This is a genomic window from Bacillus sp. ISL-77 (assembly GCF_018613105.1).
Genome location: NZ_JAGGQY010000023.1, coordinates 55,934 through 78,512, shown reverse-complemented (window position 1 = coordinate 78,512; position 22,579 = coordinate 55,934). Strand labels below are relative to the sequence as shown.

Sequence of the window (22,579 nt, the reverse complement as noted above, 5' to 3'; positions counted from 1 at the left end):
TTTATACAATTTATACTTGAAAGAAGGTAGCATGCGAAATGAAAAAACGTGGAGGGCAACTGGAGTATCATCTCTTGATGGCACCGGGCATGATTTTTTTAATTATTTTCAGTTTTATACCAATGTTTGGGATTATCATGGCGTTTGAAGATTATGTCCCTGCTAAAGGTATTTTAGGATCAGACTGGGTCGGTTTGGAAAACTTTAAATACATGCTGGAAATTCCGGATAGTATGAAGATATTAAGGAATACCGTTGTGATTGCGGTTGGTAAGATTGTTCTAGGAACGCTGGTACCTATTATTTTTGCTCTATTGCTAAACGAAATTAGATTAAAATGGGCGAAAAAATCCATCCAAACCATTGTTTATTTACCTAACTTCTTATCTTGGGCGATCTTGGCTGCAGTATTCATTAACATCTTTGACTACCATGGACCAGTGAATAACTTTTTACAGGCACTAGGACATGACCCGATTTTGTTTCTAGGAAGCAATGAGTGGTTTAGAAGTATCATTATATCAACTGATGTGTGGAAAGGCTTTGGTTATGGCGCGATTGTTTATTTAGCCGCATTAACAGGGATTGACCCTGGTCTTTATGAGGCATCTTCAATTGATGGTGCTAATCGCTATAAGCAATTACTGCATGTCACTTTACCAGGAATTTTGCCAACTATTATGCTGATTACAGCACTGAATTTGGGGAATATTCTAAACGCTGGTTTTGACCAAATCTTTGCCTTATATAATCCTATTGTGTATGAAACCGGGGATGTTATTGACACTTATGTGTATCGTGTAGGTCTGTTAGGACAACAATACAGTTTTGCAACGGCAATTGGCTTATTGAAATCAATCGTAAGTTGCGTATTAATTTTATCAGCTAACCAATTGTCCAAGAAACTTGCAAACATGCGGATCTTTTAAAAGGGGAGAAAGAGTCAATGAAATCAAAAACAGTTGGCAGTCAATTTGCCGTTGTATGGGGGAAACAGTCGATAAAATCCAAACGTTCTAAACCCTTTGGAAGTCGGATTGCCGATTTATTTATTTGGGCAATCCTATTGCTGATGACGGCCCTATGTGTATTACCATTACTTAATATGGTATCTATTTCTTTTAGTGACAGAGTTGCGGCTCAAGCAAATGAGGTTGGCTTGTTGCCAGTAAATTTCAATGTAAGTGCTTATCAGGTCTTACTTGGAGATGCACAATTTTGGCGTTCCTTTATGATTTCTGTGGAAAGAGTTGTTTTAGGGACTTCTTTGAACATGTTGTTAACGATTTTAATGGCCTATCCGTTGTCTAAAAATAAACGGGAATTTGGTGCACGCAATATTTATATGAATCTTTTGATTTTCGCGATGCTCTTTTCCGGTGGGATGATTCCAACGTTCCTAGTTGTAAAGAACTTAGGTTTGATTGATTCTATTTGGTCACTTATTTTACCGGGGGCAGTGCCAATTTTTAACGTTATTTTATTAATGAACTTTTTCAAGAGTATTCCAGGTTCGTTGGAAGAAGCCGCTATTATGGATGGTGCGACAAAATTAAAAGTTTTGTTTAAAGTTTACTTGCCCATTTCACTGCCGGCTTTGGCAACTATTTCACTTTTTTCTATTGTAGGGCATTGGAATGATTATTTTAGTGGTTTGCTTTACATTAACAAAGCTGCTAACTATCCGCTGCAAACGTATATTCAACAATTGAACATTGATGTTACTAAAATTACGGATGTGTCGCAATTAAAAGCTGTTGCGGCCATTTCAAACCAAACACTGAATGCAGCTAAGATTGTGGTCTCTACGATACCAGTGTTATTAATCTATCCGTTTTTGCAAAAATATTTTACAAGTGGGTTAGTGATCGGTTCTGTTAAAGAATAGGTATAATATCCTATTTGTGTTTAGGAGGATACAAAATGAACTTGTTTAAATACAGTGATCAGTTGATGAAGGGGCTCTATATGATTCTAAAACTGACGGGTATTTGGTGGCTATTTAATCTTCCATATGTTTTTTTAGGGGTGACTCTTTTGGGGGCACCCGATGTAACCAGTGTACACACGATGGTCATCGTCGGTATAGTTCTGTTACCCTTTGTTGCAGTACCGACAACGGTAGCTACCTTGGCTTTGGCAAGAAGATATGTGAAGGGTGAAGACGGGTTTCCATTCCTTAAAATATTCTGGAATTATTACAAAAGAGAGTATGTAAAAAGTATGGTTTTAGGCTGTCTTAATGCCACTGCGTTGATCGTTTTTTATCTATCACTAAGGTATTATTCAGGGCTGTCCTCACTATTGGCAATTGTCTTTTACGTATTAGTCATTGTGACACCATTTTTCTTTTTATTTGTATACAGTTTCCTTGTTGATCAGGAACTGCCTTTGAAGGCGTATCTGACTAATGCCATGTATCTATTGTTCCTGCATCCTTTGAATACAGTTCTGATGATTCTTGATGCAGTAGTCGCAGCTTATATCATGTGGATGATGTTTCCTCCTTTACTACTCTTTATTCTACCAGGATTAGTAGCTCTGATTGTTACTTATTTTTATCAAAAGAGTATGGGGAATGAAATCAGAAAAAGGCGATCAGTTCATATTCTTAATGCCAATTCATTAAAAGGAAGCTGAAAAAAGCGTTTTGTCCATTCTGACCATGGAAACAAAACAGTAAAGGCAAATCCGTGAAAGTATAAAATAACTTGAACCATTCCAGGTGAATAGGTAACATGAAATACAGATGTATGACGTAAAGAAGGGGATTTCACTGATGAAGAAGATGCAGGTAAACAAGTTTTCAACAAAGGTCATCATAGCCATATTCATTAGTATATTGATTCCTAGTTCGTTCATCAGTGTGTTCTATTTTATTTCTTCATCTAACATTGTGAAAGAGAATGTAAGAGAATCTTCACTTCAAACAGCTAAACAGGCTGCTGACTCCCTATCTTTCGTTTTATCAGTAGGAAGTGATATGTCGGATCTTCTATACAGTAATAAGCAGCTTCAGAATATTGTCAAAATGGATGAGGATCCCGTGCTCTCTTCGATAGATAAAGAGCAGAATGGTGCCGAATTGACTTCATTTTTAAACTCACAAATTTATTCGAGTTCCTTTGTCAGAATCCTCTATATTTTAAAGGATGAAGGAACAAGCTGGGGAAGCGGTTCCTTTTCTTATGTCAAATTGGGCAGATATCGACTCCATGATTTCAACTGGATCCAGGAATCGATAAAGAAAGACGGCGATCTGGTTTGGCAGGGGCTTCAATATGATCTTTTTAGCGGGGCCGGTGAGAATACCGAACTTGTTCTGCCTGTCACTAGGGAAATGAAAGACCTTGATACTATGGAAAATATCGCTTTTATTCAGGTGAATTTGGATGGAAGGTCCATTTTGAATAAAATCGAACAGTTGAAGCTAGGCAAAACGGGACATTTTTTCGTTGTAGATGATCAGGGGCGAATCATGATTGATTCCAATATGGATAAAATCAACAAGCAGATTGAAAATCCCGATTTACACAAGCACATCCGAAATAATAAGGTTGATGAATTTGAATATAAAGAGAATGGGGATTTCTTTTATGGAGTGAAACAACCGCTTTCAAATGGCTGGAACATTGTGGGTATTGTTCCGATTGACGAAATCACTGGTGAACTGGCAAAGGTACAGCGAATTACGATTCTCTCCTCCATCTTGTTTACTCTGTTTGCTGTTGTATTTGGTTTGTTCGCAGCCAATAAAGTGACAAAGCCGATTATGACTCTGACGGAGCATATGAGGCAGGTTGGGAATGGGAATTTTAAAGTCCGAACCCATATTAAATCAAATGATGAAATTGGTTTGATGAGTGACACCTTTAATCAAATGACGAAACAAGTTGACCAGTTGATGGAACAGGTAAAAGAGGAACAAAGCCTTAAGACAGAAGCGGAACTTCGGGCGATTAAACATCGAATCAATCCTCATTTTCTGTTTAATACATTAAGTACGATTCGCTGGCTTGTAAAATTCAAGCAAACAGAAAAGGCAAATACAGCTTTATCTGCTTTAAGCCAGTTACTTGAAGTAAGCATGGGGAAAAGTGGTACCTTTGTAACGCTTCAGCAAGAGTTAGAAATCATTGAAAGATTCCTTGTTATATTACAAATTCGGTACGAGCAGTCCTTCCACCTGAAACTGGATATGGAAGCTGAGACAGAAGGGTTTATAATTCCAAGAATGCTTATTCAGCCTATAGTTGAAAATGCAGTTTTTCATGGCTTAGTCCCTACAGGAAAATCAGGGGTGATATCCATGAAAGCTTATTCCATTGGCAAGGGTGTAAAAATCGAAATCCAGGATAATGGAGTCGGGATCACCAAAGAAAGATTAGACCAAATCTTGCCATCGGAAGAATCCAAAAATTCTTTCATAGGAATCGGGTTAAATCATGTGTATGATTCGGTACGGCTTTATTTTTCGCTTGCATCAAGCGTGGATATTAAAAGCGGAGATCACGGAACGCTGGTTACATTAGAATTATTCCCGAAGGATGGAGGTGAAAATAATGTATAACGTAATGATTGTAGATGATGAACCAGTCATTCGGTTTGGTTTAAAGGCTTCTGTTGATTGGGCCGTGGAGGGCCTCCATTATCTGGGGGATTATCCGAATGGAGAGGAAGCCCTCAAAGCGGCTGAGGGTCGACTAGTTGATTTGTTAATCACGGATATCAAAATGCCTGTCATGGATGGCATCACTTTAATGAAGAAAATGCTTCAGCGGTTGCCTAATTTAAAAGTAATTTTAGTCAGTAGTTATACCGATTTTGACTATGTTCGGGAAGGTTTAAAGCTTGGCGCCGTGGATTATGTTTTGAAACCAACATTGGAACCTGAAGAATTTGTGAAACTTATCCAAAAAACTGTGGAAATGATAAAAAAAGAGCGGCTAGTTGAAGAGAAACTACAGTTGGCCAATCAGACCACTTTTTTAAGTGAACGTAAAAAACTAGAACAAGCCATCAAAAAAGTCATTCTTGAGGATTCTAATCTTAATGAGCTTCATCAGAAATTCGGGTGGCTGCAAGAGCCCTTCCTTATGTTAACAATGAGCCTAAATCATGTGGATAAGCTGGAGGAACAGCATGGCTTTTTATTTAAGACAATGCTATTGGAAGACGTCCAAAATTATTTCTACAAGAATATAGACGAAGGAATATGTTTTCCAGTTAATGAGAACCAAATGCTTTTCTTACTATACACGTCATTAGATCCGTATGCTAACATAGAAAAATTGAAAAAGGAAATTGAGCTCGAAACAAGCTCCAGCTTTACTGTTGGTTTTGAGGTAATTCGAGATCTATCTTTTGTAAAGCAAGGATTTAAAAGAAGTGGCTCAGCACGCGAACGAAGATTTTTTAATCCAGGTGCATCCATTTTCCGATATGAGCAGTTTCCTGAGGGAAAATTGCCTCCTTTAGATACGGCTTCGCTTCACCAGATTTTATTGCCCTATGATAAACAAAGTCTTGCAGATTTCCTCTGTAGAAGATTTCAAGAATGGGAATCGGTGGTTATTTCCCCAGTCGACATTAAAAACGATGCGTGTGAGATTATTAGATATTTATTTATAAAGCAATTGAATGCTGATGAATTAATGGAAAAATACGAGCAGTTAAAAAAGATTGAAACGCTCGATGAATTAAAAAAGACCTTGTTGTTGCAAATAAGAGAGTATTCAGAGTTAATTCAATATAGTAAGCAACACCCACAAGGTGAAAATGTGATCATGAAAAAAGCACTGGAGTTTATTCATGATCATTATACGGAAGAACTGACATTGCAACTCGTTTCAAGTCATGTCCATATCAGCCGTAATTATTTTAGTGTCTTGTTTAAAAGGCTTGTCGGTCAGAATTTTATCGACTATGTCATGGATTTACGTGTCCGGAAGGCAAAAGAATTATTGGAAAATACTTCATTAAAGGTGTATGAAGTGGCGGAACAATCTGGGTTTAAGGATGTAAAGTATTTTAGCAAGCTTTTTAAGAAATTAATGGGCTCTTCTCCCATTGATTTCCGGACGAAGAATCAGAGTCCATAATAATGTTGCAGCTATGAACATACCTGTTGTGGAAGGGGGATGATGGCTTTGAACAGATGGCTTTTGGCTATTGTCTTAGCAGGATTGGTTTTAATCTCAGGATGTAATAATCAATCGATTATAGATGGCGATCATTCTCTTCAGAAACCTGATAACAAAAAAGAAGAGATTATTGTCTGGCATACCTATAGTGAAGAAGAAACCGCAGTTTTTGAAAACGAGGTCATTCCCCTATTTGAAAAACAACATCCTAATCTTGATGTAAAGCCTGTCCGCCAGCCCTATGGTGAACAGTTGAAGTGGACTCTTCTTGCTAGAGCTTCTGCCAAGAAGCCACCTGATGTCGTACGGATGGATATTTCCTGGGTTCCATTTTTCGCTAAAATGGGACAAATCTCTTCTGTTAGTGATTTCAAGGATTTTCACTTTGTAAAGGAAGGTTTACTGGAAACTCCGTTAAAATCGAATCTTTTTAACGGAAAATATTATGGCCTTCCTCTTAATACCAATACGAAGGCTGCCATTTACAATCGCGAGTTGCTGAAGGACGCTGGATACACCAGGCCTCCAGGAAATATGGATGAACTACTGGATTTAATCGTTAATCACCATTACCAACTAGGCCTGACTGGATATACAACATGGGAAAGTCTGCCGTACTTTTATGGGTTCGGCGGGACACTATTAAGTCCTGATCATACAAAGGCAGATGGATTTTTAAACAGCCCAAAAAGTATTCAAGCGGTTGAGAAATTACAGATCCTCTATAACTCCTCGGGAAAAACGGATACGTGGCAGGGAGTCGTTGATGGAAAGTATTTTATGATTGATGAAGGCCCTTGGTTCTATAGTGTCCAAACTCCTCAAAAGCTGGAAGAAATTACCGAGAATACTATCTCTGCTCCGTTTCCCGTTACAAATGGAAAAGGGTCTGTGCTTGGCGGGGAAAACCTTGTTATCATGAAAGGGGCTAGGAATCTAGAAGCGAGTTGGACGTTTATTAAATGGATGGCTAGTCCGGAACCACAAAAGCTTCTAATGAAAACCGGCTTAATGCCTACGGTAAAAGGAATCAAAATAAAAGAGTCGACTATGGAATCAGGCTACTTAAGCAGTTATATTGAAGGTCTTGAGAATTCCTTTTCACTACCGCCTGTGGTTAATTGGGCCGAGATTGAAGAAATTTATATAAAATATTTAAGAATGATAATCCTAGAACAAATCGGTGTAAAAGAAGGATTGTCGCTTGCAGCAAAGGAAATTGATAGCTTACTTTTGAAAGAGAAAGGAAGATAAAAAATGGAGAAACAATGGTGGAAAGAAAGTGTTGTGTATCAAATTTATCCGCGAAGCTTTATGGATAGCAATGGAGACGGAATCGGTGATCTTCGTGGAATTATTTCAAAGCTTGATTATTTAAATGAATTGGGAGTTGATGTGATCTGGCTGTCGCCAGTTTACAAGTCGCCAAATGATGATAATGGTTATGATATTAGTGATTACCAAGATATCATGGATGAGTTTGGATCAATGGTAGATATGGACGAATTATTAAAACAGATACATGACCGCGGAATGAAGTTGATGATGGATCTCGTAGTAAATCATTCATCAGATGAGCACCACTGGTTTGTCGAGTCCCGTAAATCGAAGGATAATCCGTATCGTGACTATTATATTTGGCGGCAGGGAAAGGAGGGGACAGAACCAAATAACTGGACCTCTTTTTTCAGCGGTTCGGCGTGGCAATATGATGAAGCAACCGAAGAATATTTCCTTCATCTTTTTAGTAAAAAACAGCCGGACCTGAACTGGGATAATCCAACCTTAAGAAAAGAAATTTATGACATGATGAAATGGTGGCTGGATAAAGGAATTGATGGTTTCCGAATGGATGTTATTAACTTGATTTCCAAAGTAGATGGACTCCCAAGTGCTCCTGGAGGGAAACAGTACGACTGGGGCGGCGATTTCTTCATGAACGGTCCGCGTGTCCATGAGTACCTGCAGGAAATGAATCGTGAAGTTCTATCGAAATATGACATCATGACAGTGGGTGAAAGTCCGGGTGCATCTACTGATGATGCCGTAAAATATGCTAACAATGAAGGTACAGAATTGAATATGATTTTCACCTTTGAGCACATGGATTTAGATTCAGGTCCTGGCGGCAAATGGAATGTAAAACCATGGAAGTTGGCCGATCTGAAGGACGTCATGTCAAAATGGCAGAACGATCTGGACGGCAAGGGGTGGAACAGTCTTTATTTAAATAACCATGATCAGCCGCGGATGGTTTCCCGATTCGGAAATGACAAGGAATACAGGGGTGAATCAGGTAAAATGCTCGGAACATTCCTTCATATGATGAAAGGAACCCCATACATCTATCAAGGTGAAGAGTTTGGAATGACAAACGTCCGTTTTGAAAATTTGGAAGATTACAATGATATTGAAATCCACAATATGTATAGGGAAACAGTGGTAAAAGGCGATGCAGACCACAATACAATAATGGAGGCAATCTATAAAAAGGGCCGCGACAATGCAAGAACGCCAATGCAATGGGATAGTAGTGAAAATGGAGGTTTTACAACAGGTATTCCGTGGCTAAAGTTGAATCCGAATTATAAGGAAATCAATGCGGCAAAAGCTATTGCTGATCCAGACTCCATCTTTCATTACTATCAGCAGCTTATTAAGCTGCGTAAAGAAAACGAAATAATTGTATATGGAAAATATGAGTTGATTTTGCAAGACGATGAAAAGATTTATGCATATACGCGAACGTTAGATAATGAAAAATTAGTTGTTTTGTGCAATTTCTCTGCTGAGGAATCGCCATTTGAATTGCCAAAAGATTTTGAGCTTGATACAGCTGAGTTGTTAATTGGCAACTATAAAGTTGAGCCAGGAGATACTGTTAATTTATTTATTTTGAAGCCTTATGAAGCTAGGGTATATTTGCTTAAATAATGTATATTTGTTTTGCCCTGTCTTAATTGGCAGGGTCTTTTTTGGGGAGGGGAAGGACAATTTTAATAGAAATTTGTACAGTTTTTTTTGTTCCTATAAAACTCAGTCTATTTTGGTGTTTTTTATCTCTCAACTAGTAATAATAAAACACTCCCTCTAACAGACTTCTATTTTTCATGAACAAAATATAAGACACCAACAAAGTAATGTGAACGGTTTCAAATTTTCGTAATCTAAATGAAAATGAACCTAACATACTTTTCCGAAAGGAGATACAAGATTAGTTTTGACGAACGCTTCCATAAATCTTAAGAAACTAAGGAGGAAAGCATGAAAATTTTCAAACGTAAACGAAAAAAGTTATCACTTGTCAGTTTAGTAGCATTAAATTTGGCATTAACGTCGGTGCCGTTTACACCAGTGATCAAAGCTCACGCCACTAGCGAGCAAATATCTCAGGCAACTAAAAAGCAACTACCTGCAGAACCTATTCAAGCATTTTTGGTAGACAAAGCACGTTATAATCCGGGAGAAAAAGTAACGATGTCGCTGTTGTTTGATTCATCCCAAGAGTGGAAAGGCACGCTTAATTTGGAAGTCTATCATTTAAATGAGAAGGTCGCGGAAGGTAAGAAAAATATTCAGGTCAAGAAGGATCTAAAGGGAGTGGAAATCGTATGGACACCTTCTGCTGAAGACTTTCGAGGCTATCTGGTAAAAGCATCCATTGAGGGTTCCAATCAAGTTCTTACAGCAGCAATTGATGTCTCCAGTGATTGGACTCATTATCCACGGTACGGCTATACAACGGAGTTTCCTAAAGAGACAACAGCTGAAAGTGATAAGAAGATGAAGCAGCTTACACAAGAATACTATTTAAATGGATTTCAATTTTATGATTGGATGTGGCGGCACGATGTATCTGTTTATTCCAAAACGGATAGCAGCGGGAAACCACTTTTAGACGAAAAAGGAAATTTTATTACACAAGAGATCGGACCGAATACTGCTTATAATGATTTATTAGGCCGTAATCTTTTTCCGTTGTCCATAAAACAGCAAGTTCAAGCAGCGCAAAAATATAATGCAGCAGCCTTAGCTTACCAAATGAATTATGCAGCTAGGGAAAATTACGAGGATTTTGGAGTGAAAAAAGAATGGGGGCTGTATCGGAAGAATGCTCAATTCCCAAATCCTAAACTTGCTGATCAGGAAGGTTTTTTCTTTGACTGGGCGAATACGGGGCTATACCTACAGGATCCAGGCAATCCACTATGGCAAAAATACATTAACAAAGAGTTTACTAGAAGTGTAAACGAATTTGGCTTTGACGGCATACACCTAGATCAGTGGGGCGCGAATGATAATGATTACTTATATGATTACAGTGGTGAGAAACGTTATTTTTCAAAGGACTATGATTCTCTGATTAATTCAGTAAAAGATTCTCTTGAAAAGAATGATAATAAGAAAAATTTTGTTACCTTCAATATGGTTGGTGGAAATGAAGGTTACAAGGATGTTCCGATTCCATCTACAAACACAGATTTTGATTATAGTGAAATTTGGCAGGATAAAGACAACTATCGAGATTTAGTAAAAGTAGTTGAGGAAACCCGTAAGACAAATGGTGGAAAAGCTGTTGTCATTGCTGGATATATGAATTATAAGCAGGCTACCGGTGACCACTATGAGGTGGCAAATGTGAAAGGTGTTCCTAAATCAGAGCAATTCGTATCGCGTATTCAAAAAACTCCTGGTTGGGTTGGGGACTTTGGAAAAAAAGACGAAGATCAAATTATATGGACAGTAGATGTTCCTGATGCAGGAACCTACAATGTTTCTCTTAAATACGGACATGATAATGGCGATAGCCCTGAAGGGAAATTATCTCTCAATAATCAAATCGTTAATAATGCGATAACTTTTAATGAAAAAACAGGATGGGGAAATCCTGTGGCGATTAAAAATTTATCATTAGATTTAGAAAAAGGAACAAATCAAATAAAACTTCAACTCAATACTAATGATCTTTGGTTAAACGTAGATAGTATAGTTGTTAAAAAGGATTTGTTTGAAAAAGAATATGAGGCAGAAGATGCGGAACTAATCAGTTGTAAAGTAGATAAAATTGGACATGTATATAACTTTGATACAGACGGAGACTTTATTAAATTTACAGTGAATGAAGACCAGGCAGGAACATACCCAATTAAATTTGGATATGGTGTTGAAAGCGTGGCGGTAAATCGTCATATGTATGTCAATAATGAACTCGCATTTGATTCTATTAAGTTCGAACCTACTGGTGGCTGGGAATCTTTTAAAAATTCTAAAGAAATTCAAGTGCCGTTAAAAGCAGGAGAAAACAAAGTTGTTCTAAAAGTAGAAGGAGCCAACGATACAGGGGGGAAAGTTGATTACATGATGGTTGGGGATACGCGATTTCAAGCTGAAAGAGCAGAAATCGGCTGGGAGCCAACACGGCAACCAATTATGGAAAAATCAACTAATTCTATAAGTAACTTTAAACAACAGGGAGATTATGTATCTTTTAAAGTAGATGCTGATGAGTCAAAAGAATATCCAATCTCCGTTGCGTATAAAAATGCTGGCAGCTTAACACAACGAAGCTTTTTCGTTAATGGTAAAAAAGCTGGAGTGGTTAACTTCTCCAAAACAAGCGGGGATGGCTGGAATAAAGTTGAAATTCCAATCTATCTATATAAAGGAACAAATGAGATACAACTAAAGATGGAAGGACAAACCGCTGAAACAGGAATAGAAGTCGACAATTTTGAAGTGAATAATAGAGTGATAGAAGCTGAACAAGCCAACCTTGGATGGAATCCTTTTGTGGAAAGAACTAGTAGTGTTGCTGTTTCTCCTGGTAAGACTGATAACTTTGGAAGCGCAGGTCAACGTGCTATTTTCACAGTCAATATTCAAGGGGAAACTGATACACTAAGATTTAAATATAAAACAGGTAATAATCCAAAAGTAAATATCTATGTCGACGGAAAATTAATTCCAGCAAACAACAGTTATGTTGATGGAAAAACAGTTTCCGAAAATATATTTTCCAGTACACCAGGTGGTTGGGATGGTGCGATGGTTGAGAAGTCGATAAAAGCAACTGTCCCTGCTGGTCAGCATGAGGTTGTGTTTGAACTGGCTTCAAATGGTGAGTATATCAATTTAGATAGTTTACTGGTTGGTGATGAAGAATATCAAGTCGAAGAAGCAGCATTTGCGCCGGAGGGTAATGGAATTACAACTTCAATAGGAAATGTGTATGATTTTAATGATGATGGGGATTTCTTAACTTTTGAGGTAAATGCTCCACATACAGGAAACTTTGATTTAGTCTGGAGATATAACAATGACTCTTCATCGAAAAGAACTGCAAATCGTTCTGTCTATGTAAATGATGAGAAAATGAAAAACATTAGCTTTACTTATAGTAACAGTTGGAAAGATGAAACCATGACTGGAATTCCTTTGAAAGAAGGAAAAAATAAGATAACCATTAGAGTGGAAAATCTCGATGATGACGGGGTGAAGTTGGATTATTTGCAAATAGGAAGTAAAAAATTTCAAGCAGAATCTACCAATTCTCTTCCTCCAATGCATATCTACAAAGATACATTGTTAAATTTCGGGCATGCTGGGGACGAAGTAACGTTTGACGTAAATTTAGCTCAAAAGGGAGAGACTAGTTTTATCTTCACTTATGCTAATGCAGGAGCAGATACAGTAAGGGGAATTTATGTAGATGGAAAACCGATATTAGATGACAATGGGAAACCTTATACGGTTGTATTTAAGAGTACAGGAAGTAAGGATTCCTATAGTGAGGATGGATACGTTGTTTTACCAGGTTTAGACTCAGGGAAACATAAAATAACATTGAAACAAGAGGAAGAGCAAAAAGGATCTATTGATTTACGCAGAATGACAGTAGGCCTATTTGATGAACCATCTGTACGTTTAATGGATGCGGGATTAGCAGCTCTGGGTGCAACACATATTGAATTGGGTACTGCTGAAAAATATGAAGAAGGACCTAACATGTTGGCCCATGAATATTATCCAAATCGTAGCAAAAAAATGACAAGTCCTCTCAAAGGATCGATGAAGGATTACTATAAGTTCTTCGCTGCTTACGAAAATCTTCTGTTTGATAGTAAAGAGACGGATCGATTGATAAAGGTGGAAGAAAAAGGGCAGCCACTTAAAGTTAGCAGAAATGGAGAGAAAAATACCATTTGGTCAATTGTCAGGGAAAATAGGAATAATAAAGGATTTGAGGATTACGATGTTGTTCATCTTATCAATCTCTTAAATAATGATTCAAACTGGAGAAATGCCGCTTTAACACCGAATAAGTATAATGATATAACGGTACGCTATCCGATTGGAAAGAGCCACCAAGAACTGCCTGACTTAAAAGTTTATACGGCAAGCCCGGATGCAGATCAGGGACAATTAAAAGAAATTCAATATAAATGGGAGAATAAAGAGATAGTTATTACTCTTCCAAGTCTGGAATATTGGGAAATGATTGTCATTGACCGCGACGGAACTGAAAATATAAAACCGACGAAAATAAAATAGTTAAAGAGATAAGTAATAGAGTTATAGAACTTTGATGGAACGCATTGAATCCTCAATGCGTTTCATCTTTATTTAGGTGTAGTCTAGTAGGACTAAGCCGCGGAATACCGTTTGAAAGCTTTAAAATCAGCATAGATTAATTTATAAAAAATGTTGCTACCTGTAGAAATAAAAAAGAGATATAAATAAAACTAAGTAGATTTCAAGGGCTTTTTTGGAACGCTGAAGTAGGAGAATCACAAATATAATGCAGAAAAAGAGTGATGGGTATGAATGGTTAGTTGGTGTTGATTTAGGTGGCACCACGATTAAAATGGCATTTATTAGTTTGCATGGTGAAATCATTTATAGCTGGGAGATAGATACTGACAAAAGAGAAAGGGGTCAGTTTATTCCAATAGCGATTGCAAGATCGATTGATCAAAAGTTGGAGGAATTAAATCAAACAAAAAATCGGCTAATCGGTATTGGAATCGGAGCGCCGGGGCCTGTTAATGAGGATGATGGTTCCATAGAGGTAGCTGTTAATTTGGGATGGGAGAACTTTCCTTTACAAGCTATTCTTGAGCGGGAAACATCCTTGCCAGTAGTCGTTGACAATGATGCCAATATTGCGTCAATCGGTGAAATGTGGAAAGGCGCCGGCAAAGGAGCTAAAAACTTAATCTGTGTCACATTAGGAACGGGTGTAGGAGGCGGAATTATCGTCAATGGCGAGGTTGTGCATGGTGTAAATGGAGCTGGTGGTGAAATTGGCCATATGACATCAGTTCCTAAAGACGGAGCACCTTGTAATTGCGGGAAATCGGGATGTTTGGAAACGGTAGCGTCCGCAACAGGAATTGTCCGCTTGGCAATTGAGGAATTAGCTTCTTCCAATTCTATAAGTCAATTACGAGACTATTATGAGAAGCATCAAACGATAACTGCCAAGCAAGTTTTTGATGCTGCAAACGAAGGGGATGAACTCGCCAAGCGAGTCATTCATCAGGTTGCCTACCATTTAGGATTGGCGCTGGCGAATTTGGCCAATGGCTTAAATCCTGAAAAAATTGTCATTGGAGGCGGCGTTTCAAAAGCAGGCGACACATTGTTGAAACCTTTAAAAGAAGAATTTTTTCCGTTTGCTTTTCTAAGAGTGGCCCAAGGTTTAGAGATTGTTACTGCCACACTAGGCAATGATGCAGGGGTAATTGGAGGAGCATGGTTGGCGAAAGAGAAACTAATTAATTAGTCTAAACTCCAATATGTCCAATGATTAGTCGGGATAAATGGGGGGTGGTTTTATTGAAATCAAAGGAAGAAACCCTTATAGATTTAAAAAGAGAATTACTTCGGATTGGTTCAACTAACCAGAGAGATTATGATTTGTTGAAGAGAAAAGGGCAAGTTTTAAGTACAACCATTTGTCGAAGATTAAAATTATGTTGGCCAAGGGTTGTCGAGAAAACAGGGCTAATATCTTCAAAGAGATAATGGTACAATCGTCCGTATTCTTTTTTATTGTTTACGCTTTAACTGGTGAATATGAAAATAGACATAAAAAGGAAATGACGAGGAATTTGGATTTTTATCATTCAAAACCTCGTCATATTTTTCTTTATTTTGTTCAATTAAGTAATCTTAATAAAAAATTGACAGGGTTGAGGTCATTTACAATAACGCAGATTAATGGTCAATTTCGTAATATGTAAACAGTAAAAATTAATAAAGTAAATAAAATCATCTGCAGACCACTTAAAACAGGATCTGCAGATGATGTTGGTAACATAGGGTTTGGTGCCGAATAGAAATAAAGTGGTAACATTTTGGTCACGAACTCAAAATAACTAACGATAATAATTAATAACAAAATTAATAAAAATGACGTAAAACCCTTTAAGAATAAGGATTGCTATAACTATTGATACTTAAAAATAACTTTAAATAACACTTTCCCTCTAACTTCAAAACTGCTTGAGACCTGCGTGCCAGGTCTGGTGGGTTCGATTCCCACGCAGTCCCGCCAACCAATCCAGTAATATCAATAGTTTCGACTGTTTTTAAGCTAAGTTTTTACCGCTGTTTAAACAGTGATTTGAAAGTGAAAAGTCACCAGTATTTTTTCTGAAAATTAAATAGTACTAGTGCGACTGATTTAGGGTGTACAAGTGTGTCAAATCCACCAATTTCTCAATGAAAGGTGGATTTTTTTATGCAAACCGTTAGGAAAACTCAGTAAAAAGGTTCAAGAAGTACTCAGAATATTAAACGGTTCAAACATACTGAACAAAAGATGACTCTGTTTGAAATGTTTGAGCGATTTTTGGCATTTAAACAAACTGAGGGATTGCCAAAACCTTCAATCCAAGGCTATTATGAACATTTTCATTATCTCAATGATTACTTGGGAGGAGATGTTCCTAATGAAGTTACTGTTGAGTTGTTTCGAAATTATATTGGCTATATGCTTAATGACCAAGGTTTAAAACTAACTACTGTTAATGTACGTATCAGAATAAATCGTGCTTTCTTGCGACATTGTTATCAAGACACGGTAATTGGCAGTACCAAAACTCATTCCCTAAAACAAAGTAACATTTTTTTAACCAAACACCGTTTTTAGTACTAAATATAGGGAGCAGACAAGGTAGATACAAAGCAAGATAGGAATTTTATGTAAATGATCTGACTGACTACAGCAGTAACCCTGTGATTGGTCCCTTATGTGGGAGATGGACGTCACCGAAGGTATCGATCAGAGACTGCGGACATACTGCGGTTCATTGCGGAAGGGTTCAACTGCAACCTAACCGCAATGGAGATTGAGGAAGAAACCGCAGTGACAACCGCAGCAGCGCAGCAGCAGTCTAATCAACAGACGATATCCGTTCAGGTAAAGATAGGAGAACAATTTCAAGAACTCATGAAACAGACCCAAGCTGCTAAACAGATAATGGTCGAACAAAAGGAAGAGATTATGGAGTTGCGGAAGGCCGTTGCGAAACTGCGGAACCAGCAAGTTAAGCAAAAAGAGTATATTGATCATCGATTAGAGAAACGTGATGGCGAGTTAGTGAACGCGATGAAAGAGATGATGGAAATGAAAAAACAAGTTACTGTGTTAGAGGAACAGAAAGCTCAAAGGAAGTGGTGGCAATTTTGGAGATAATGTTGGGAATTAAAAAGAACAGTTCAAGACAAAATTGATTGTCTCGGATGATTTATGGACCATGCTGGATAAACAGGTACAAGCAAACAGGATCTGGGTGTTTTAGCCCGAGTTCCACTAGCTAGTGGATTCTTAAGTGGGAAATACAGACCTGGTGCAGTGTTCAAAGATAATGTAAGGAAAAGACGAGACCGGGAAGAAATGGATGAAAAGTTACGGCTAGTAGAACAAATTCAGCAGAATGAAGTTCCAGAAGGTGTGAATATGGCAGAATGGGCTTTGGCCTGGTGCTTGCAGCACCCTGCAGTGACATGTGTCATACTTGGTTGTAAAAGTGTAGAGCAAGTTGAAGTTAATGCCAGAGCAGCCGATCTAGACTTGGTAAAAGAAGATCATCCTAGTGCGGTAATTAAATAAATAAAACTTAAATCATAGCTACATAAAAAATAACCGAGGCAATTCAATTCGGATACGAAAGTCAATTTATAACCTTTATGTAAACTTGTTAAGTTACCGAGGACATGTTTGTGAATACAAACATGTCCTTTTTGTGACTGGCATGAGCGACAAATACTTAGCGGGATGTGATAATACCACTTAGTATTTTTTTATAAAATATTCACCAACAAAAGTGTAAAATAAATTAGTTGGCAAGGAGAATATCGATTTCAGCTGCTGCACGATCCAATCCTTCTTGAACGGACAACTCACCAAGGAAAATTCTGCTCATATATCCCGTATACACCTGTTCGATATTGCCCCAGTTTTTTACAGGCGGCCGTAGAAAAGCATCATCCGTAGCGTTCACATAAGGATAGAGGAAAGAATTCCGGTTCACTTTCCAAGCATCACGCGCCTTCAGATTGGTCGGTATCAATCCGGTTTGTGCCATCGTTAGCTGAGCTTTCTTTGCGGTCATCCACTTCATAAAAGTCCATGCCTCAGCTGGGTGTTTGCTCCCTTTCATGATAACCAAATGATTTCCGCCCATTATTGAAGCCGTGCCTGCATTACTCGGAAACGATACAGGAATGGTCTGCTTTAATGCGCGATCTAAGCCTTCTTTATCCAAAATTCCATAAAACCAAGGGCCTTCATCCGTCATCAGCACATTTCCGGACTTTACTTCAGTCCAGATGTCGCCGTGGTCTTTCATCCGTGAAAAATGGATGATCTTTTCCCTGTAAAGAGCCCTTAACTGCTTGACCGCTTGGACTGTCTCTTCGCTATTTAAAAACCCGGAAGACTTCGTGAAGTTCTCATTCATCAGCGATCCTCCGAGGCTGTATATATAAGGAAGCGTATCCCACGGTTCCCATCCCCCGAGTCCAATCGAATAATGGTATTTCCGTGCAAGATCAATTACTTTTTGAAACGTGGGTGGCGGCTCTGAATATCCAGCCCGTTGGAGAAGCTTCCGGTTAAAAATAGCCGATTTAACATACATATCAAGTGGCAGGGAGTAATATTGATTCTGCTCAAAGCCGACTCTCCTAGCTTCCCGTTGATATAGCCGACTGATATCTTTGTAATCGGAAAATCCGTTTAACGGTTCAAGAAGTCCTTTATGTGAAAACTCGGGTACCCAGGACAAATCGATTCGGACCACATCCGGACCCCGGTTGGAGGAGGCAAGTGAAATCAAGGTGTTCCTTAATTCGTTATTGATCGCTAGGTTTATGGAATCGACCCGAATATTCGGGTACTGCCGTTCAAAAGCCGGAATTAGCTCCTCCTCCAGTACCCGGGTTTCTTCATCGCTGTACGTGTGCCAAAAAGAAACGACAGTGACTTCGTTTCCGTGGAGTGTTTCAACCTTATTCGGATCGGAGATCAACGATTGACTCCCGCAACCGGTAGTAAATACAACAAACATTAATATTAAAATCAAACGGAAGGCCATTTCGGAATGCCTCCTTTCTTAATTGAGTTAAGAGTCTGCTGTTTGGTGTTCTTCTCTGTATTTAACCGGAGTAAATCCGGTCATTTTCTTGAACATCTTACTGAAATACTTCACATCTTTAAATCCCGCGGCTTCGGCCACTTCGTAGATATGGCAATCATACTGCGCCAAAAGCCGTTTAGCTTCCCGAATCCGCAGTTCGATTATATAATCGATAAAATTTCGGCCAGTTTGTTTTTTGAATAGAAGACTAAAATAACTTTTATTAAGATGAACGAAATCCGCCACACTCTGTAGCGTCAAGTTCTCTTTATAATGATTTTCTATATATTCTAATGCCTTTGTAATCATTTGCCCGCCATATCCGTTATTCTCCACTTTTAATACAACTGGCTTTACGATTTCCTCCAGCTGACACTTTAAAATGAACACCAATTGTTCTAAAGTTTCCGCCCTCTGAAGCTGATTAAGCTGTTCAACGAGCAATGGTCCTTCCCCCTCATACAGCTTATAACTACCGGATAGAAGACTGTATGCTTCTTCCTTTACTTTTTCCGGGGGGTGACCTCCATAATTCCATCGTTTATACGCAAATTCAACAGCGATGGAAACGGGATCTCCATTATGCAGCATTTCGTAGAAAGGAGTCCAATCGCTTTTCACTTTCCCATCCATTAATGACATTCCATTGCTATGACTGTTTTCCGGTTCGTTCATTCTATATATTCCACCTACGCCATTGAAAAATCGCTTTTGACAGGCCGTGCGGCTGTCAAAATATCCATTTAGAATGCTCTGAATTCCTTGTTCTACCGTAAAACCGATCGATGTTGAAATTCCCCATTCCAATTCTAAATACCGCTTCCACTGAAGAAGCCAATGCTTCGCTTCTCCGTCATAATCAGGAAATAAAAGAAACATGCTGTCTTCAGATACCAGTAATGCGGATCCCTCTTTTTGCTTTAAATAAAAGCTTCCTTGCAAATCTTCCATGAGCATCTGCACATAAAGATAACCATGATTTTCTATCCATCCTTCCGCCCCATCGAGCATGAGATAGGCACATACATAAGATTGTTCGATCCACACTGGAGCCCAATCGGCTGAAGAAGGAGGAGTCTTTTCTTGTGCGATCAATCTTTTGATCTCCTGTTCAACACTTTTTTGTTTCCGATAAAGTGCTGCCTCCTGGTATTGAATCAACTCGGTATCCTTTTTCTGCTCTTCTTCGAGCATGGAGATACACCTCCGGAGGACTGCAAGAAGGTCATCCCGTAGCAAGGTCAACTTTAACAAATAATCAACGGCTCCCAACTTAAGCCCTTCCTTCACGTATTCGAAGTCGCTGTAGTTGCTAATCAGAATCACTTTCAGCGAAGGATAAAGGGGCAGTGCTTGCTTAATGAGATCGATACCGTTTAACAAAGGCATTTTAATGTCTGTTATGAGAATGTCGAAGGGATGAATTGCCATTGCATCCAGTGCCTCTTTCCCGTTGGCACATCCTTGCTCCGCCGACATTCCTTCCATTTCCCAATTAATTAAGGCGTGAATTCCGTTACTGATGATTGGCTCGTCATCCACGATGAGTACGCGATACATCGTTTTCCCTCCTGATCTATTGGTTCTATGAGACGATTGGCGCTTGGTTTTTCAACAAAATCCGAACGGTGACGCCTTTCTCAGGGCCATTCGTTATGGACCATTCCGAATGACCAGGATAATAAAGCCGCAGCGTATCGTAGAGATGGCGCAGACCGATGCCGATTTCGCCGCTTGCAATAGCCGTCTCCGGATCGTTCAATTCCTTCAGCTTACGGTTCTCGATGCCCAATCCGTCATCTGAAACAAGAAACTCCACATTCCCTTTAACCAAACGTATTCGAATCAAGATTCGCCCGTCCATTTTTTTCGGCACAATTCCGTGAAAAATGGCATTTTCAACCAGTGGCTGTAACAGCATGCGGGGAATGATGAGCTCCTCCGTTCCCGGCTCCACATCCAGCTCCAGATGGAAATTTTTTTCGTAGCGAAGCTCCAAAATCACTAGGTACTTGCGGATTATGTCAAGTTCCTCCGCTACCGTTATCATATTTCCGTTTTTGCCCATATTCGCCACAAGCAGGTGATTCAGGGCCGACAATACTTGGGAGGCACGGTCGTTTTGGTTCGATTGAATAAGCCACCCGAGCGTGTTAAGCGTATTATAAAGAAAGTGGGGGTGAACCCGGTGAGTGACAGCCCTTAATTCCGCATGAAACTTCTGATTCTGCTCTTCTTGTACCTGATGTATCAATTGTTCGATCTGGTCTAGCATTCTGTTAAATTGGTTGCTCAGTATTCCGATTTCATCAGATGAGCAGACATCAGTTCTTACTGTCATATCTCCCTGCTGAATACGCTGCATGTCACGGGATAGCTGATTTACAGGCTTGACAACCCGTCTTGCGATGAGTAGTCCTATGCAGATGGCAAGTACCGAGAACACGGCGGATGAGATTAAAATCCGGGTTTTGAGCCGATCCAGCTGCCCGGTGATTTCTTGAAGCGGAACAGTACCGACAATCAGCCAGCCATTGCTCAGCAGTTGCTTGACCCCGTAATACCGTACTCCATTCAGGCTATACTCAAATTCTGTCCGGTCGTTACCCACAATGTTTTCGTATAATTCAGGAGCCGCTACTTGCTTGTTAATTAATCGTAGATTACTGTCGATCATGATACTGCCTTTTTTATCCGCAACAAAAAACTTTCCTGTTTTTCCAATCTTCAGCTTGTCGATCGTGCCAAGAATGGAACGGCCGTCCAAATGAACCTGAACCAGTCCGATATTATCGAGCGTGTCAAAATTTTTCAGAACTCGGCCGACGGGCACAATTAGGTCCGTATTGACGCCGCCTCCGCTGAAACGGTCATATTGAAGCCCCTGCCAAACAAGTTCTCCGTCTCTACGCTTGGCCTCCTTTACCCATTCCAGATCAGAGAGCCGGACACTCTTCAATTTTTTTTCTGAGAATGTGCCGCTGCCCCAACCCCTGCCATCCTCTTTTAACACATAAACAATTTTGACAAAGGAATTGGAATAGACAAGATTGTTCAGTAAGCTATTGATGAATTGATAATTCCAGCTCTCTTCGTATGAGGGACTATTGTTCAAGTGCATCGTTGCTCGCTGAATGTTTGGATCGCTGGCAATTAAATCGGAAGTATTTATCCCGGCATTTAATATGGAAGATAGTGAATCCGCCGTTTGCTTGCTGATTTGTACAATAGACTCCCGGGTGTTTTTCTTTAAAATAGAATTGGATTCCAGATAGTAAGATAAGCTTGTAAAACAGGCCGGGATCAGGACAACAAGAACAAGAGCAAGTATGATTTTGGATGAAAAACTATTTGCTAAAATTCGGGTCATGGTGTTATCACCTTATTAAATTTTTATTTCCTATTGTAAAGGTAAGGAGTTTACTAGGCAAATGAAGGATATGGAAAGTCGAATAGTGTAGTATGTTTGTAAAACTGCAAAAGAAAGTACACTCTAAAATGGCAGAAAAAAGAAAGATCATATTACCTAATATAAGGAAATTTATCGTGAAGAAGTGTCATTTTTTTGGGGATATATAAAATAAAAAAGGTTGACTGTTTGATCGAAAGGAATTGTTAATCGAGTCAATCATACCTTGGAACTGTTTTATTTTTATTAAAAATGGTATTTTACAGTTTATTTATTGCTTTAAAGCAGTGTCCTGCATCTGTTTTAAAATTTTCCGACATACCCTTGTTAAATCTAGTTATTATTCATCATTGTACCTGTCGACTTTTGTTGTTAGATTT

At 38.9% G+C, this 22,579-nt stretch carries 14 protein-coding genes and 1 pseudogene; 12 read left to right on the top strand and 3 right to left on the bottom strand.

Annotated elements, in window-relative coordinates:
* Positions 1 to 38 precede the first annotated feature (38 nt).
* The 12 genes and pseudogenes from J7E77_RS08955 to J7E77_RS08895 form a co-directional block, all read left to right on the top strand.
* Complete coding sequence (locus tag J7E77_RS08955; protein WP_214713573.1) at positions 39 to 929, top strand: ABC transporter permease; 891 nt, start codon at positions 39 to 41, stop codon at positions 927 to 929.
* A 17-nt stretch (positions 930 to 946) separates the two neighbouring features.
* Entirely contained in the window at positions 947 to 1,888 is a 942-nt protein-coding gene (locus J7E77_RS08950; protein ID WP_214713572.1) for a carbohydrate ABC transporter permease, read from the top strand.
* A gap of 35 nt (positions 1,889 to 1,923) precedes the next feature.
* Positions 1,924 to 2,640: a YesL family protein gene (locus J7E77_RS08945; protein ID WP_214713571.1), complete on the top strand. Its 717-nt coding sequence runs from the start codon at positions 1,924 to 1,926 to the stop codon at positions 2,638 to 2,640.
* A 139-nt stretch (positions 2,641 to 2,779) separates the two neighbouring features.
* The gene (locus tag J7E77_RS08940) at positions 2,780 to 4,570 is read left to right on the top strand and encodes a cache domain-containing sensor histidine kinase (protein ID WP_214713570.1); all 1,791 of its coding nucleotides are present in this window, start codon (positions 2,780 to 2,782) and stop codon (positions 4,568 to 4,570) included.
* Complete coding sequence (locus J7E77_RS08935) at positions 4,563 to 6,101, top strand: response regulator (RefSeq protein ID WP_214713569.1); 1,539 nt, start codon at positions 4,563 to 4,565, stop codon at positions 6,099 to 6,101. Before J7E77_RS08940 ends, J7E77_RS08935 begins: the two co-directional genes overlap by 8 nt.
* Positions 6,102 to 6,149: 48 nt before the next feature.
* A complete protein-coding gene (locus tag J7E77_RS08930; RefSeq protein ID WP_214713568.1) occupies positions 6,150 to 7,397 on the top strand; it encodes an extracellular solute-binding protein in 1,248 nt (415 codons plus the stop codon).
* A 3-nt stretch (positions 7,398 to 7,400) separates the two neighbouring features.
* Positions 7,401 to 9,077, top strand: coding sequence for a glycoside hydrolase family 13 protein (locus J7E77_RS08925; protein WP_214713567.1), 1,677 nt, complete (start codon positions 7,401 to 7,403; stop codon positions 9,075 to 9,077).
* A 330-nt stretch (positions 9,078 to 9,407) separates the two neighbouring features.
* Positions 9,408 to 13,694: a glycoside hydrolase family 66 protein gene (locus tag J7E77_RS08920; protein ID WP_214713566.1), complete on the top strand. Its 4,287-nt coding sequence runs from the start codon at positions 9,408 to 9,410 to the stop codon at positions 13,692 to 13,694.
* A gap of 247 nt (positions 13,695 to 13,941) precedes the next feature.
* Positions 13,942 to 14,928, top strand: a complete 987-nt coding sequence (locus tag J7E77_RS08915) for an ROK family glucokinase (protein ID WP_214713565.1) — start codon at positions 13,942 to 13,944, stop codon at positions 14,926 to 14,928.
* 53 nt (positions 14,929 to 14,981) lie between these two features.
* On the top strand, positions 14,982 to 15,170 hold the full coding sequence (locus tag J7E77_RS08910) for a hypothetical protein (RefSeq protein WP_214713564.1): 189 nt from the start codon (positions 14,982 to 14,984) through the stop codon (positions 15,168 to 15,170).
* Positions 15,171 to 16,389: 1,219 nt separating this feature from the next.
* On the top strand, positions 16,390 to 16,845 hold the full coding sequence (locus tag J7E77_RS08900) for a DUF3967 domain-containing protein (RefSeq protein ID WP_214713562.1): 456 nt from the start codon (positions 16,390 to 16,392) through the stop codon (positions 16,843 to 16,845).
* Between the two features lie 84 nt (positions 16,846 to 16,929).
* A pseudogene (locus J7E77_RS08895) lies at positions 16,930 to 17,262 on the top strand (aldo/keto reductase); the annotation flags it as partial.
* 226 nt (positions 17,263 to 17,488) lie between these two features.
* Here the strand turns inward: J7E77_RS08895 and J7E77_RS08890 are convergent.
* From J7E77_RS08890 to J7E77_RS08880, 3 genes are read right to left on the bottom strand one after another with little or no spacing between them, the layout of a single operon-like run.
* The gene (locus tag J7E77_RS08890; protein ID WP_214713561.1) at positions 17,489 to 18,748 is read right to left on the bottom strand and encodes an extracellular solute-binding protein; all 1,260 of its coding nucleotides are present in this window, start codon (positions 18,746 to 18,748) and stop codon (positions 17,489 to 17,491) included.
* A 27-nt stretch (positions 18,749 to 18,775) separates the two neighbouring features.
* Positions 18,776 to 20,350: a response regulator gene (locus tag J7E77_RS08885; protein WP_214713560.1), complete on the bottom strand. Its 1,575-nt coding sequence runs from the start codon at positions 20,348 to 20,350 to the stop codon at positions 18,776 to 18,778.
* 25 nt (positions 20,351 to 20,375) lie between these two features.
* Complete coding sequence (locus J7E77_RS08880) at positions 20,376 to 22,160, bottom strand: cache domain-containing sensor histidine kinase (protein WP_214713559.1); 1,785 nt, start codon at positions 22,158 to 22,160, stop codon at positions 20,376 to 20,378.
* Positions 22,161 to 22,579 lie beyond the last annotated feature (419 nt).

Coding starts and splice junctions, on each gene's coding strand:
- J7E77_RS08915 (WP_214713565.1), top strand. CDS start 13,942: ATGCAGAAAAAGAGTGATGGGTATGAATGGTTAGTTGGTGTTGATTTA.
- J7E77_RS08920 (WP_214713566.1), top strand. CDS start 9,408: ATGAAAATTTTCAAACGTAAACGAAAAAAGTTATCACTTGTCAGTTTA.
- J7E77_RS08885 (WP_214713560.1), bottom strand. CDS start 20,350: ATGTATCGCGTACTCATCGTGGATGACGAGCCAATCATCAGTAACGGA.
- J7E77_RS08955 (WP_214713573.1), top strand. CDS start 39: ATGAAAAAACGTGGAGGGCAACTGGAGTATCATCTCTTGATGGCACCG.
- J7E77_RS08880 (WP_214713559.1), bottom strand. CDS start 22,160: ATGACCCGAATTTTAGCAAATAGTTTTTCATCCAAAATCATACTTGCT.
- J7E77_RS08925 (WP_214713567.1), top strand. CDS start 7,401: ATGGAGAAACAATGGTGGAAAGAAAGTGTTGTGTATCAAATTTATCCG.
- J7E77_RS08935 (WP_214713569.1), top strand. CDS start 4,563: ATGTATAACGTAATGATTGTAGATGATGAACCAGTCATTCGGTTTGGT.
- J7E77_RS08890 (WP_214713561.1), bottom strand. CDS start 18,748: ATGGCCTTCCGTTTGATTTTAATATTAATGTTTGTTGTATTTACTACC.
- J7E77_RS08940 (WP_214713570.1), top strand. CDS start 2,780: ATGAAGAAGATGCAGGTAAACAAGTTTTCAACAAAGGTCATCATAGCC.
- J7E77_RS08950 (WP_214713572.1), top strand. CDS start 947: ATGAAATCAAAAACAGTTGGCAGTCAATTTGCCGTTGTATGGGGGAAA.
- J7E77_RS08945 (WP_214713571.1), top strand. CDS start 1,924: ATGAACTTGTTTAAATACAGTGATCAGTTGATGAAGGGGCTCTATATG.